Genomic DNA, 14,017 nt, shown 5'->3' with positions numbered 1-14,017 from the left:
GTAAATCATAGAAACTAAAAAGGCCGCATTCATTGAATACGGCCTTTTTTATGACATTCTTTTAACCTAAGAAAATAGCGAGGCTATTTTAAGTCGAGAACATCTTGCATATCATACATGCCTGCAGACTTACCTTTAAGCCACTCAGCAGCTCTCACAGCGCCCTTGGCAAAAGTCATGCGGCTACTTGCTTTATGCACTATCTCGATACGTTCGCCTTCTGTAGCAAACCAAACGCTGTGATCACCTACAACATCGCCGGCACGAATCGTTTCAAAGCCAATCTCTTTTTGTGTTCTCGGGCCAATTTGCCCTTCACGGCCATAAACCGCACATTCTTTTAAATCACGGCCCAGTGCATCGGCAACCACTTCGCCCATTTTAATCGCAGTGCCAGATGGAGAATCAACCTTATGTCTATGGTGAGCTTCAACAATCTCAACATCATACTCATCCCCTAAAATCTTAGCCGCCGTAGCTAATAATTTAAGCGTTAGGTTAACGCCAACACTCATGTTTGGTGCAAATACCACCTGAGTTTGGTTCGAACACTCATCAAGTGCTGCTTTTTCATCCTCAGTCAGTCCAGTTGTACCCACCACTATCGCTTTTTGATTAGCAGCGCAAAACTGAGCATTTTCAATTGTTAATGCTGGTGTAGTGAAATCTATCAGTACATCAAAATCATTTACACAGGCGGCTAATGAGTCAACCATAGCGACGTTAAGTTTTCCTACACCTGCGATTTCACCGGCATCAGTTCCCACTAAGCTGCTACCCGTTTTAACAATTGCAGCACCAACAACACAGCCTGCTGCATCATTCACAGCCGTAATTAAGTTTTTACCCATACGCCCAGAAGCGCCAATAATTGCCACTCGCATCATCTTTTTATCCCACATTAATTATGTCGCCAACAATAACAAAAACAGAATAAAATCTCAGCTATTTCCGACAGCATTTAGGATAAGATAAGGAGTATCTGTTAAAGCCACGGAAAGCAAACATGAAGACCTTATTAATCCTATTTCTCAGTGTCACCCTAACAGCTTGCAGCCTAGGAAGCACAGCCTATAAAAACCTAGATTATGTGGTGCTCTGGTATGTGTCTGACTATGTTAGCCTTAATAAATCACAAAAATCACACCTTTCACAAACCACCAAATACTTTATTGCTTGGCATAGAAGTAATGAAGTCGAAAAATATAAAGTGATCCTTCGAGAGTTTAAACAAGATATAGCTCAGCAGACAATGACGGACCAAAGAGCGGATTATTATCGTCAGCAGATTCGATTATTCTTAAGCAAGATAAGATTCTATCTAAGTCCAAATTTAACGCCCTTGCTCGATAGCCTATCTGATAGCCAATATGTCCAAATAGTCGAAGCACTAGATGAACAAATTAATTCAGATAAAAAACCACCCACGTCTGATGAAAAAATAAATGAAATGAAAGAAGAGTTAGAAGAATGGTACGGCACTTTAAGGCCTGACCAAATTGAGGTTCTAATTAAGATTAACGAAAAGAGAAAGGTACAGACCCCCATCTGGCGTGCGGCAAATCAAGAGTGGTTAGAAAACGTTAATAGGGCAATTAAGATGGATCCTGAGCAAAGATCGAAAGAAATTAAAGCCATACTATTAGCAACACTGACGCCATCTGATTCACCTAGTTATTCAGAAAAAGAAGAATGGATGCAAATTTGGCGGTTAGCAGATGATAAACAAAGGGAATCAATTCTAGACAAGTTATCTGAATATCAAACCTTGCTTGATGACATTTCAAATTAATGCCATGCCATCAAGCTTGTATACTTAAAATATTTCGTCTGGTGTCAGCTCAAAGGTAGCTGCATCATCATTATCACCTTCCACTTCAGAGTTTTGGAAAGCGTTATTAAAGCTATCAAAGGCATTATTAAAACGCGCTTCTGAAAGATCATTTTGCTTAATAATCAATTCAACACGACGATTACTTGCCCTGTTAAAAAAGGTGTCATTCGGTGCTAGCGGCCTAGTATCCGCATAACCTGTAACAGAGAAGCGCTTTTGCTCAAGTTGGCCTGTTGCAAATAGCTCTTCCGCCACTGAGATAGCACGGGCAGATGATAACTGCCAGTTTGATCCAAAACGACCGCTGACAATCGGAATATTATCCGTATGCCCTTCAACTGCAATCGTTCCTTGTATACCAATTAGCACATCTCTAATCATGTCGATAATTGGGATAAAGTCGAAATTCAGCTCGGCAGAGCCAGACTCAAAAGAGCCTTTCTCTTTTAATCGAATTGTAATCGTCCTTTCTTGGGTTTCAACCTCAACGGTACCTTTTGAAATCTCTTCCCTTAATACAGAGGATATTTGCTGCGCATCTTCTTCTGTTTGTTTTACTTGCTCTTCTCTTTCAAGGTCAGCAGATGATTTATCAACGAGTTGTTGGCCTTGAGCACCCGCACCCTCTTTTTCATTTAACTCAGACTCACCAGGCTTACATAATACTTCAAGCGTATTTTCTGGTCTTTCATCCACTTTCTGACGAACTTCATTAATAGGCGTAGGTTCAGGCTTACCCGGACTAAACTCTTGAGCAATAATAGAAGTACCTGTCGGGATAGACTTAGCTTCAATTTGCTTTTGCACACCAAAAGCTTCTCGCATAGAACCTGCAAGCTGCTTGAACTTTAATACATCCATTTCGGCAAAAGACAGTAGCAATACAAAGAAACACATTAATAGCGACATTAAGTCGGCAAATGTTCCCATGTAGGCAGGAAGCCCCTCAATACATTCGGGGCAATCCGGTTCTTCTTCATCACTCATGAGTTAGGTTATCCAGCGGCTAAATTGCTTTTATTCACGTTCAATACGTTTGCCTTCGGCAATATAGGTTTTCAATAAACCATCAATTACACGAGGGTTTTGACCTGCTTGAATAGCAAGCAAAGCATCAATAATAAGTTGTTGTGCCATTAATTCTTCATGGGCACGCTTCTCAAGCTTAGCTTGTAATGGTAATGCCAACATGTTCGCTAACATGGCACCATAAAGCGTTGTTAACAGAGCAACCGCCATCGCAGGGCCGATGGACTTGGGGTCATCCATGTTTGCTAGCATCTGTACCAAACCAATTAGTGTTCCTATCATTCCCATCGCTGGGCCTGTGTCACCAAGGGCTTTAAAAACTTTTGCACCGGCATCATGTCGTTCAAATGCCATTTTCATATCTTTGCTCATCTGGCTTTTAACCACAGAGCCATCATGACCATCCACAAGCATCTGAATACCTTTAGACATGAATGGATGACTAACATCCATTCCCTCTAAGGATAAAAGACCGCCTTTACGGGCTGCATCAGCAAGGTTAAAAATTTCATCAATCAATGCATCAAGAGGAACACTCTTGAACATAAAAGCTTTCGCTGCGACTTTACCTGCGCCAAGGAACTGACTCAGTGGATACTGCATTAATACAACAAAGGTAGAACCTATTAAAACAATTAGGATAGAAGCAGGGTCCAAAAACATCCCAGCCGATCCACCTAATATAATTGCCGAAATGATGATCGCAAAGGATCCAATCAAACCGACTAACGTTGCTAAATCCAAACTAGTCTCCTAACCGAGTAGATTGCTATGCCAAACTTGGTACAATTCTAAACTAAAGTAACGAGATAGGGTTAGACCCTTACTTTAGATTTTTGTATTACTTACGACAGAAAGCTCGAAGAATTTTCGATTTTCTGTTACAAAATGTAGTCTTTTATAGAGAGCCAGCCATGTCACGTAAAACCAGCGTTCGACACTTCGAAGATAATTTGGTCGAATTAGACAGCATTGTCAGTCAATTAGAGTCAAATCAATTATCCTTAGAAGATGCTTTAAAAGCATTTGAAAAAGGTGTCAAACTTAGTAAAGATTGCCAAACAGTGCTCACTCAAGCAGAGCAAAAAGTACAAATTTTGCTTGAACAACAAGGCAATGAAAGCTTAGAGCCTTTTGATCCGGAAGCTAATCAGTGAACCTAAAGCAATTTTCTACTTATACTCAAGACCGTGTCGATCAATATTTAGAACAACAACTTAGCGATTATGAAGCTGCAAATCAACTACATAATGCTATGCGTTACAGCCTTTTTAATGGCGGTAAACGAATTCGCCCTATGCTAGCTTACGCGAGTGCACAGCTTATGGGTGATATTTCTTCACTTACTGACGCCGCTGCAGCAAGCATTGAATCCATCCATGCTTACTCTCTTATTCATGACGATTTACCTGCCATGGATGATGATAATCTTAGGCGCGGAAAGCCAACCTGTCATATACAATTTGATGAGGCGACGGCAATTTTAGCAGGTGATGCACTGCAAACCTTTGCTTTTGAACTATTATCTCAGGCAGATTTAAATAATGTGGCTAAGCAATTAACCCTTATTCAAGAGCTCACTCAGGCATCTGGCCGCCATGGCATGATCACAGGTCAGATGATTGACCTAAGTTCAGAGAATAAGAACATTAGTCTTGCTGAATTAGAGTTAATGCACCTTCATAAAACCGGTGCTCTTATTAAAGCCAGTGTTAGAATGGGGGCGTTATCAACCGCTAATCCTGACCCTGAGGTATTAGCCAAGTTAGACGCCTATGCCCATGCCATTGGGTTGGCTTTTCAAGTACAAGACGACATCATTGATCTAACGAGCGACACTGAAACACTGGGTAAAACACAGTTTTCAGATGCTGAAGCGAATAAAGCGACCTATCCAAAACTATTAGGACTAGATGGCGCAAAGGCCTTAGTTTTAAGACTTCATCAGGAAGCGCTTGCACAAATTACAGAGTTTGGTGATAAAAGCCGACCATTAACAGAGCTAGCTAACTATATTATTGACCGTAACCACTGATATACTAGCGCGCCAATTTGACATTAAAGTGAATAAATAACTTGCCCATGTTCGAAGAAATTCCTACACAGCGTCCTAGTACGCCATTATTAGACCAAATCAACTCACCAGCTGATTTAAGAGAGCTATCTAAAGATCAGCTAACTGTACTTATCAGTCAGTTACGTGAATTTATGTTGTACAGTGTTGGTCAAACAGGTGGGCACTTTGGCGCAGGTCTTGGGGTCATCGAACTGACTGTGGCACTTCACTATATTTATAACACCCCAGATGACAGACTTGTTTGGGATGTGGGCCATCAAACCTACCCTCATAAAATTTTGACTGGTAGACGTGAAGAACTTCTTAACATTCGTCACGAACATGGCATTTCAGGCTTCCCGAAGCGAGATGAAAGTGAATTCGACACCTTTGGGGTAGGTCATTCGAGTACCTCAATTGGCGCAGCTTTAGGCATGTCGATTGCTGCGAACCGCATGGGGATTGATCGCAAAGCCGTGGCTATCATTGGTGATGGCGCTATGTCAGCCGGTATGGCATTTGAAGCCCTAAATCACGCAGGTGATGTCAATGCAGACATGATGGTCATACTGAATGACAATAAAATGTCCATCTCTAAACCGGTAGGCGCTTTATCTAAGTATTTTGCTCGTATTTGGGCAAGCAAAACCTATGATACTGTGCGTGAAAGTGGTCGCAAAGTTTTAAAAGGCCTGCCTTCAGCACTAGAACTTGCCCGTAAAGCAGAAGAGCATATGAAAGGCATGGTTGCACCTGGTACCTTATTCGAAGAGCTCGGTTTCAATTATATTGGCCCTATTGATGGTCATGATATCGATCTTTTATTGACCACTATATCTAACATGAAAGACAGATCTGGCCCTCAGTTATTGCATGTCATCACTCAGAAAGGCAAAGGGTTTGAGCCAGCTGAAGGCGACCCCATTGGATACCATGCAATCAATAAGATTGAGCCAGAAGCAGAACCTGCAACCAAAGCAAAATCTGAAAGCACTAAGAGCAAACCTAAATACAGTAATATTTTTGGCCGTTGGTTATGTGATGCCGCAGAGCAAGATAAGAGCTTAATGGCCATTACTCCTGCGATGAAAGAAGGTTCGGACTTAATCGAATTTGCAGATCGCTTCCCTGACCGCTATTTTGATGTCGCTATTGCAGAACAACACGCTGTCACCTTAGCTGCAGGTATGGCATGCGATGGTGTTAAACCTGTTGTCGCTATTTACTCGACCTTCTTACAAAGAGCATATGACCAGCTAATTCATGATGTCGCACTGCAAAATCTTGATGTGTTGTTTGCCATTGATAGAGCAGGCTTAGTGGGTGAAGATGGACCCACCCACGCAGGCGTTTATGACCTAAGCTATTTGCGTTGTATTCCAAACATGCTTGTTATGGCCCCTTCTGATGAAGATGAGTGCCGTAAAATGCTGCACACAGGCTATTTGCACAAAGGCCCAGCTGCTGTTCGCTATCCAAGAGGCACAGGAATTGGCGCTGACATTGACCCAAGTTTAAGTACTTTAACGATTGGTAAATCTCGCACCTTACATACCGGAAAAGCAAACATTCTTATTTGTGGATTCGGCAGCCCTACGCATGCAGCTATGCAAGCGGCTCAAGCGCTTGATGCTACATTATTGGATATGCGTTTTGTTAAACCGCTCGATGAAGCTACTCTTCTCAAGCTAGCGGGCGATAAACTCGTCGTTACCGTCGAAGAGAATGCTGTAATGGGTGGCGCAGGATCAGCCGTTAGTGAGTTCTTACTTTCTAAAAATATTCAGTGTCCAACCTTGCATATTGGACTTGCAGATCAGTACGAAGAACATGCAAGCCATAGCGCTATGCTAAAGCGTGTTGGTCTTGATAAAGATAGCATTCAGAAAAGTATTGAAGACAAGGTAGCAAGTTTAAAGAGCACCCAAGCAATGCCAGCTGTTGAACTATAAGCTCTAACAGGCAACATTCACGAAGCAGCATTCTTTAAAAAATGGCTCTAGGCTCTAACTAAGAACAAGAGCAACCAGAGCCATTTTTTGTTAAGCACAAACCTTTTTCAAAGCTGTCATTAATGTTTCCATTTCAGCATCAGTCCCTATCGTAATACGCAAATACTGTTCTATTCTGGCTTTCTTACCAAAATATCTCACTAGTATGCCTGCATCTTTAAGGGCCAAATAAATATTTTGTGCGTCGTAATCCGGATGAGTCACAAACACAAAGTTGGTTGAAGAAGGAATAATGGAAAAACCTAACGCCTCAAGCGCCTGACTCGTTACTTCTCGCGTTTTAATCGTTTTATTACACAAGTCAGCCAGATAATCACTGTCTTCAACAGATGCCGTTGCACCAGCCAGTGCAACTCTATCAATTGGGTAGCTATTAAAAGAGTTTTTAAGCCTTTCTAAACCCTCAATTAGATCTGGGTGCCCTAATGCATAACCGACTCGAATTCCTGCCAAAGCGCGCGATTTAGACAAGGTTTGTACTACTAACAAGTTTGCATACTGATTCACTAAACTCGCAGCACTTTGAGCACCAAAATCGACATAGGCTTCATCCACAAGAACCACTTTATCTGGGTTAGCAATCAGCACCTGCTCAATATCAGCCAAAGGTAATGCTTTACCTGTTGGGGCATTAGGATTAGTAATGACAACACCCGATACATCCAAATTTTGATAGTGTTTGATATCAATATCAAAACTTGACGTTAAAGGAATCAACTTAGGCTCTATGTCATACAAGTTTGCGTAAACTTTATAAAAGCTATAGGTAATATCAGCAAATGCGAGTGGTTTAGTTTGACCTTCATTTGAGGTGAAGTACCCCATAAAAGCCAATGCCAATACTTCATCAGAACCATTACCAACAAACACCTGCTTGGTATTAAGTTCATAAGCATTTGCTAAGGCGGTTTTAAGCTGCATGCAGTTAGGGTCTGGGTATAGACGTAAATCATCACTCACTTGCTCTTGCATGGCCGCAATCGCTTTAGGCGACGGTCCATAAGGACTCTCATTGGTATTAAGTTTTATATACTGCTTATCTTGCGGCTGCTCACCTGGCACATAAGGGTCTAGGTTTGCGATTTTATTGGTCCAAAAACGACTCATTATCCTCTCCAAAAGAACCCAGATACGAATAATGCATTTGGGCTAATCATATTTTAAAAAACGGTAGTAGAAATAAATAAGGCCTCAAAAGAGGCCTTATTGTTTAGCTTAAGGGCTCTCTAGACTAGTCTTGGCGACGCATATGCGGGAACAAGATAACGTCACGGATAGAAGGCGCATCAGTAAACAACATAACCAAACGGTCGATACCAATACCTTCACCAGCAGTTGGTGGCAAACCATGCTCAAGTGCATTGATATAGTCTGCATCAAAATGCATGGCTTCATCATCACCGGCATCTTTTTCAGCAACCTGCTTATTAAAGCGATCAGCTTGATCTTCTGGATCGTTAAGCTCAGAGAAACCGTTAGCAATCTCACGACCACCTACAAAGAACTCAAAACGATCAGTAATGAAAGGGTTATCATCATTACGGCGAGCCAAAGGAGACACTTCTGCAGGGTAAGCTGTGATAAAAGTTGGCTGGTCTAACTTAGATTCAGCAGTCTCTTCAAAGATTTCAGTTTGCAGCTTGCCAAGCCCCCAAATAGGCTTAACCTGAATACCTAATTTTTTAGCTACTTCTGTCGCTGCTTCTAGCGTACTGATATCTGCTTCGGTTAGTTCTGGGTTGTAGTGCAAAATAGACTCAACCATGGTCATACGAATAAATGGTGCACCAAAATCATACTCAGAACCTTGGTAAGTAACCTTGGTTGTACCTAGTACTTTTTCAGCAACATCACGCAGCATAGCTTCTGTCAGATCCATTAGATCTTTGTAATCCGCATAAGCCTGGTAGAATTCAATCATAGTAAATTCTGGATTATGACGAGTTGAAACACCTTCGTTTCTGAAGTTACGGTTAATTTCGAAAACTCGCTCAAAACCGCCAACAACCAAACGCTTTAGATAAAGCTCAGGAGCAATACGCAAGAACATTTGCATGTCCATCGCATTATGATGAGTCACGAAAGGACGCGCTGAAGCACCACCTGGAATCGTTTGCATCATAGGCGTTTCAACTTCAGTAAAACGACGATCTTCTAGAAAGCGACGAATAGTAGACACAATTTGTGAACGCATTTGGAAAGTCTTACGAGACTCTTCATTAACTATAAGGTCTACATAACGCTGGCGATAGCGAGTTTCCATATCTGCCAAGCCTTTATGCTTATCAGGTAATGGACGTAAGGCTTTAGTTAATAAAACAGCTTCTTGCATATCTACATAAAGATCACCTTTACCAGATTTATGCACAGGACCTTTAATACCTACGATATCACCTAGATCCCAAGTTTTTTGATCAGCAAGTAATTCTGGACTTAAGGCTTTACGGTTTACATACGCCTGAATCTGACCAGACATATCTTGTAGCAACATAAAAGCACCACGGTTACGTACAATACGGCCAGCAATACTTACTTTATGATCTAACGCTTCTAGTTCTGGTTTTTCTTTATCAGCAAATTCTTTTTGTAAATCTTCTGCGTATGCGTCACGACGGAAATCGTTAGGGTAAGCATTTCTCTGCTCACGAATGCTATTTAATTTAGCGCGACGCTCTGCAATCAATTTATTATCTTCAGTAGCGTTTTGTTCTGGGCTGTTTTCATTGGCCATGGTGTTTTAAATTCTCATATTAAAATGTTTTAGTCGGGGTATTTCAGCTTAAGCTACAAGCCCTGCTTCAAACTCGCGACAATAAATTGATCTAGGTTTCCGTCTAACACTGAACCTGTATTTGAACTTTCAACACCGGTTCGCAAATCCTTAATACGGGATGAGTCTAGTACGTAAGAGCGTATCTGGCTGCCCCATCCAATATCAGATTTTGTATCTTCCACAGCTTGGGCTGCTTCGGTACGTTTTTTCATCTCAAACTCATAGAGCTTGGCACGTAACTGCTTCATGGCAAAGTCACGGTTCGCATGTTGCGAACGCTGGTTTTGACATTGTACAACTATCCCTGTGGGCATATGAGTAATACGCACAGCTGAGTCTGTGGTGTTTACGTGCTGACCACCCGCACCAGATGAACGATAAGTATCTGTTCGAATGTCTGCTGGATTGATCTCAATTTCCACATTGTCATCAATTTCAGGCGATAAGAAAACTGATGCGAAAGAAGTATGGCGACGACTACCAGAATCAAAAGGTGATTTTCGAACAAGGCGATGAACCCCAGTTTCTGTTCTTAACCATCCGAAGGCATACTCACCTTCAAAACGTATGGTGGCAGATTTTATGCCTGCAACATCACCGGCAGAGACTTCCATTAACTCAACTTTAAAGCCTTTATCTTCACCCCAACGGAGGTACATACGCAGTAACATATTGGCCCAATCTTGAGCTTCTGTACCACCAGATCCAGCCTGAATATCAAGAAAGGCATTAGTTGGATCCATCTCTTGAGAGAACATGCGTCTAAACTCTAATTTGGCTAATTGTGCCTCGAGTTCTTCAAGTTCTAGAGTGACTGCTTCAACCGAATCTTCATCGTCTTCTTCAACGGCCATTTCCAGTAGTTCTTTAGCATCCACTAAGCCACTAGACATGTTATCTAACACACTGACAACATCTTCAAGTGCAGCGCGTTCTTTCCCTAACTTTTGGGCATAATCTGGGTCATTCCAGACATCTGGGTCCTCAAGTTCTCGGGTTACTTCTTCAAGTCTTTCTTGCTTTGTTTCATAGTCAAAGATACCCCCTAAGAGTCAGGGAGCGCTCAGACAGTTCTTTTATCTTAGATATGATCGGATTGATTTCCATACTCGGCTTCAATTTGCTATAAATCAGGGTAAATATTCGTAACTTGCGATTGTAACGAATTTACCAGCATCATAAAATCCTATTAGCCTTACAATGCTTAAAAATAAACCATTTTTTAAGGCCGGATTAATAAAAAGGTATCATCATGGAAAAACCAACTGTCTCAGTCGACATTCTGGGTCAAGAATTTAAGATAAGCTGCCCTAAAGGGCACGAGTCAGAACTGCAAGATGCGGCAGAATATCTTAATAATCAAATGCGAGAAATTAAAGCGAGCGGCAAAATTATTGGCATGGAAAAAATCGCTATTATCGCAGCCCTAAACATTACTCACGACATGCTTTCAAGTCGTAAATACACACGCAAAAATGAACAACAGTTGCGAGAATTAACCTCACAACTAGACACAGCGTTAACAAATAAATCTAAAGCGGGTTAACTTTTAGCTAACTCATTGATCAGGCTTTAAACAGCCTTGATTACAAAGCATTCAATCAGAATATTTTATGTTTTAGAATGCTTTGAAAAAAGTGTATCACTGGTGTTTTTTTATTTTTTTTACATTATACTCTGCCCGTTTCCTGGGTTGTACGAATCGGCTTAACGCCCTTGAGCCTATGAGTATACTCCTGGAAAGAGTCTGTGGGTTTGGTGTGCATGTCCGTGCGTCGGAAAGCCTTAAAAATCTCGATTCTTTCCTCCTTGAACCACTGGGTTCAAGGCCTATAGTCGGTGCGGCAACTTGGGAAACCCTATCATGACTCTGCGCAGTACTTTACGCTCTCAATTAAGACAAAATCGTAACGCTCTTACTCAAACACAACAAGAATCCGCTGCACTTAATTTATTCGAACAGCTAAAACAAAATCTTGATTCCCCTCTCACTCAGCTTAAGGCTAACGACAAGGTAGCACTTTACTTAGCGAATGATGGCGAGATATCACCTCACCATATCTGTAACTGGTTATGGCAAAAAAATATAGACACTTACCTACCTTGCATCAATGGCGAAACGCTAGTCTTTGCTCATTATCACGACAAATGCGAATGGCAAAAAAACCAGTTTAATATTGCCGAACCTATCGATAAAAAACCTCTAACGGGTACTGAGATGCAACTAGTATTTATGCCATTAGTTGGATTTGATGTATTAGGAGGAAGATTAGGTATGGGAGGAGGATATTATGATAAGACTTTTGCCAGCCGAAAATCACACCTTGTCGGATTAGCGCATGAATGCCAGAAAGTTGAATCTTTACCTATTGAGAGTTGGGATGTACCTCTAGATGCCATCGCCACAGACTCTCTCTATCTCAAAACGAACAAGATTTAAGGTAGAGATGTAATGCGTTTAATCCAAGGTTAAACGCATATCCACCATACCAAGCTCACGACTTGCAAATTGAACACTAAAAATAGCTACTTTATTTTTGGCAAGCTCTGCTAACCACTTACTAACTTCTGAGTACGAGGTATTCTCAACCCACACTTGTAAACGACTGTCACCATCTAGATTCATACGTTGTGCGACCAGTTTTTGCTTACGCATAGTACGACTTACTAACGCTTGTAAGGCTTGGCCACTTCTATCCTCTAACACTATGCCTTGATCTGCCTGATTAGCATTTAATAAAGCCGCATTCTCAACTAATAAATAGTAGGTTTTTAAATTGGCATCTAATTTTTTTTGAGCAGCAATTTGCCTTTCATGAATAGGTAACCAAAGACTGGCGTAAATCAAATAAAGCAGTATCACAAGAGACATGACTGCCACCAGCTTTTGCTCTCTTTTCGAAAGCGCTTGATACTTTTGAACGATGGGATAAAGCAGGCTACTGTTTCGGATTTGTGCCTCTAACCAAGCCATTATTTCGTCTCCGCTTTCAATTTAATTGAAGCCACATACTTTTCACCTCGTTTTGCTACTTGTTCAAAAACCACCTCTAATGGCTCTTTCTCAAGAGCAGACTGAATTGCATCTAGCACTTCCCTTTGCTCAGCCTGCCAGTCTAAACGATACTCTTGATTGGCATAATCGAACTTAGTAATACGATGTTCACCAGCGACCTTAGCTCTAACTTGGTCAACCATAGCCATCACTTCGTATACAGTTAAGGATTTCTTAGTTTGCCCTAGGCCTTGCTTCGCCCTTTGAATCCGTCCTTTAATCTGCCTATCCAAATATGATACTCGCCCTTCATCCGGCGCGAGTTTTAAAAAGGCTTGACTGGATTTCTGATAAATAGTGTCTGCTTGTGCATTCAATTCATTGGTTTTCTTTATCGTTAGATAAAGCTCTGTACCTAAGCTAAACAGGGCAAAAACAAGCACCCAAATCCATGGTTTTAATCGTGTAAGCACTTGAGTTTGCCTTCCGAATTCACCATGGCAAAGATTCGACATAAAGAATTGGCTATTGGTCTGTACTTTAGTAGCCACGACATATAGCCAAGTTTCTAGTTTGCCTTTTTCATTAGCGCGATGATTTGACCATGGAGAAACAATATCAAGCGAGCCAGCCAATACCTGAAAGTCTTCTTGAGTATCTAGATCACAACAAACTTGATACTTTTCTCGTTTCGGTAAAAATGACTGAGCTGATAGAGGTAAACAGGAAACGGAATCCTGATCTTTATAAAGTAAATTATCAGTTGAGGTAAAAATAAAGTCTATGTCACCATCTTGTTCAGGCCAAAATGGCAACATATTGTTCACAGCTAAAATACAAGCATGCTGCCACCCCATATCCGTTAAATCTTGTACCCAAGAATTCATCACCTCTTTTGCAACCACACTCACCCATTGATGATCTTTATCAGATTTATTCAAGAGAGTGTAATGCAGTTCATCAGGAGACTGACCAAGGCTCTCTTCTAACAAAAACGGAATGACTTGCCCTGCATGACGATGCTGCCCTTTAGCTAATTCAACTCGTCTTACTTGAACCCTATGCTCGGGCGGTATAAAAATCAGCTCGCCATAGGTTAGGTTTAGCTCTTTCAAGGCCTCTTGTAATTGAGCCGCGGTTTTATCCTTACCTGCATTAAGTACATCTGAACTTGGCGCTAACAATAGCCATTCAAACTGATCGGCAAGAGCATAAGTACGCACCTCTTCCTCTGAGTTTGTTTCAGATTGGGCTTCAATAGTCCTAATATAAAGGCGATTCATTTCCCACTACCTAATTGCTGCTTCATTTAAAGATT

The 14,017-nt window shown here is 41.3% G+C and carries 14 protein-coding genes and 1 other RNA gene; 7 read left to right on the top strand and 8 right to left on the bottom strand.

Annotation, left to right across the window (positions count from 1 at the left end; genetic code table 11):
* Positions 1-83: 83 nt before the first annotated feature.
* Positions 84-887 carry a 4-hydroxy-tetrahydrodipicolinate reductase gene (dapB, locus tag Q0A08_RS18975; protein ID WP_438467670.1) on the bottom strand — a complete coding sequence of 268 codons (804 nt, stop codon included), beginning with the start codon at positions 885-887 and terminating at the stop codon, positions 84-86.
* Positions 888-1,006: 119 nt separating this feature from the next.
* Between dapB and Q0A08_RS18970 the strand changes: the two genes are divergently transcribed.
* Positions 1,007-1,792 carry a DUF6279 family lipoprotein gene (locus Q0A08_RS18970; protein ID WP_438463031.1) on the top strand — a complete coding sequence of 262 codons (786 nt, stop codon included), beginning with the start codon at positions 1,007-1,009 and terminating at the stop codon, positions 1,790-1,792.
* Positions 1,793-1,816: 24 nt separating this feature from the next.
* Here the strand turns inward: Q0A08_RS18970 and Q0A08_RS18965 are convergent, their stop codons facing one another.
* Both Q0A08_RS18965 and pomA read right to left on the bottom strand, forming a co-directional pair.
* The gene (locus tag Q0A08_RS18965) at positions 1,817-2,821 is read right to left on the bottom strand and encodes a flagellar motor protein MotB (RefSeq protein WP_438463030.1); all 1,005 of its coding nucleotides are present in this window, start codon (positions 2,819-2,821) and stop codon (positions 1,817-1,819) included.
* Positions 2,822-2,851: 30 nt separating this feature from the next.
* Positions 2,852-3,607 carry a flagellar motor protein PomA gene (gene pomA, locus Q0A08_RS18960; RefSeq protein ID WP_438463029.1) on the bottom strand — a complete coding sequence of 252 codons (756 nt, stop codon included), beginning with the start codon at positions 3,605-3,607 and terminating at the stop codon, positions 2,852-2,854.
* Between the two features lie 170 nt (positions 3,608-3,777).
* Between pomA and Q0A08_RS18955 the strand changes: the two genes are divergently transcribed.
* The 3 genes from Q0A08_RS18955 to dxs are packed head-to-tail and all read left to right on the top strand — an operon-like array spanning position 3,778 to position 6,871.
* Positions 3,778-4,020 carry an exodeoxyribonuclease VII small subunit gene (locus Q0A08_RS18955; RefSeq protein ID WP_438463028.1) on the top strand — a complete coding sequence of 81 codons (243 nt, stop codon included), beginning with the start codon at positions 3,778-3,780 and terminating at the stop codon, positions 4,018-4,020.
* Positions 4,017-4,898 (top strand): (2E,6E)-farnesyl diphosphate synthase, encoded by an 882-nt coding sequence (ispA, locus tag Q0A08_RS18950; protein WP_438463027.1) that lies wholly within the window; start codon positions 4,017-4,019, stop codon positions 4,896-4,898. Before Q0A08_RS18955 ends, ispA begins: the two co-directional genes overlap by 4 nt.
* A 47-nt stretch (positions 4,899-4,945) precedes the next feature.
* Positions 4,946-6,871 (top strand): 1-deoxy-D-xylulose-5-phosphate synthase, encoded by a 1,926-nt coding sequence (dxs, locus tag Q0A08_RS18945; RefSeq protein WP_438463026.1) that lies wholly within the window; start codon positions 4,946-4,948, stop codon positions 6,869-6,871.
* A gap of 90 nt (positions 6,872-6,961) precedes the next feature.
* Here dxs and hisC read toward each other — a convergent pair whose 3' ends face one another.
* The 3 genes from hisC to prfB all read right to left on the bottom strand — a co-directional run bounded on the left by hisC (position 6,962) and on the right by prfB (position 10,811).
* On the bottom strand, positions 6,962-8,038 hold the full coding sequence (gene hisC / locus Q0A08_RS18940) for a histidinol-phosphate transaminase (protein WP_438463025.1): 1,077 nt from the start codon (positions 8,036-8,038) through the stop codon (positions 6,962-6,964).
* A 124-nt stretch (positions 8,039-8,162) separates the two neighbouring features.
* Complete coding sequence (gene lysS / locus Q0A08_RS18935) at positions 8,163-9,662, bottom strand: lysine--tRNA ligase (protein ID WP_438463024.1); 1,500 nt, start codon at positions 9,660-9,662, stop codon at positions 8,163-8,165.
* Between the two features lie 53 nt (positions 9,663-9,715).
* Positions 9,716-10,811, bottom strand: a protein-coding gene (gene prfB / locus Q0A08_RS18930) for a peptide chain release factor 2 (protein WP_438463023.1) whose coding sequence is annotated in 2 segments (ribosomal slippage) — positions 9,716-10,738 and positions 10,740-10,811 — 1,095 coding nt in all. Because the reading frame shifts where the segments join, the coding sequence is not laid out codon by codon here.
* Between the two features lie 145 nt (positions 10,812-10,956).
* Between prfB and Q0A08_RS18925 the strand changes: the two genes are divergently transcribed.
* The 3 genes from Q0A08_RS18925 (at position 10,957) to Q0A08_RS18915 (ending at position 12,144) form a co-directional block, all read left to right on the top strand.
* Entirely contained in the window at positions 10,957-11,250 is a 294-nt protein-coding gene (locus tag Q0A08_RS18925) for a cell division protein ZapA (RefSeq protein ID WP_009832827.1), read from the top strand.
* Between the two features lie 136 nt (positions 11,251-11,386).
* A non-coding RNA gene (gene ssrS, locus Q0A08_RS18920) (6S RNA) lies at positions 11,387-11,564 on the top strand.
* Between the two features lie 4 nt (positions 11,565-11,568).
* A complete protein-coding gene (locus tag Q0A08_RS18915) occupies positions 11,569-12,144 on the top strand; it encodes a 5-formyltetrahydrofolate cyclo-ligase (protein ID WP_438463022.1) in 576 nt (191 codons plus the stop codon).
* Positions 12,145-12,162: 18 nt separating this feature from the next.
* Here the strand turns inward: Q0A08_RS18915 and gspM are convergent, their stop codons facing one another.
* Both gspM and gspL read right to left on the bottom strand, forming a co-directional pair.
* Positions 12,163-12,678, bottom strand: a complete 516-nt coding sequence (gspM, locus tag Q0A08_RS18910; RefSeq protein ID WP_438463021.1) for a type II secretion system protein GspM — start codon at positions 12,676-12,678, stop codon at positions 12,163-12,165.
* Positions 12,678-13,982, bottom strand: a complete 1,305-nt coding sequence (gene gspL / locus Q0A08_RS18905; RefSeq protein ID WP_438463020.1) for a type II secretion system protein GspL — start codon at positions 13,980-13,982, stop codon at positions 12,678-12,680. Before gspL ends, gspM begins: the two co-directional genes overlap by 1 nt.
* Between the last annotated feature and the right edge of the window lie 35 nt (positions 13,983-14,017).

This window comes from Marinomonas sp. PE14-40 (assembly GCF_051623805.1).
Classification (GTDB): Bacteria; Pseudomonadota; Gammaproteobacteria; order Pseudomonadales; family Marinomonadaceae; genus Marinomonas.
The sequence above is the reverse complement of the archived record's forward strand: the minus strand, read 5'-3'. Positions and strand labels throughout refer to the sequence as shown.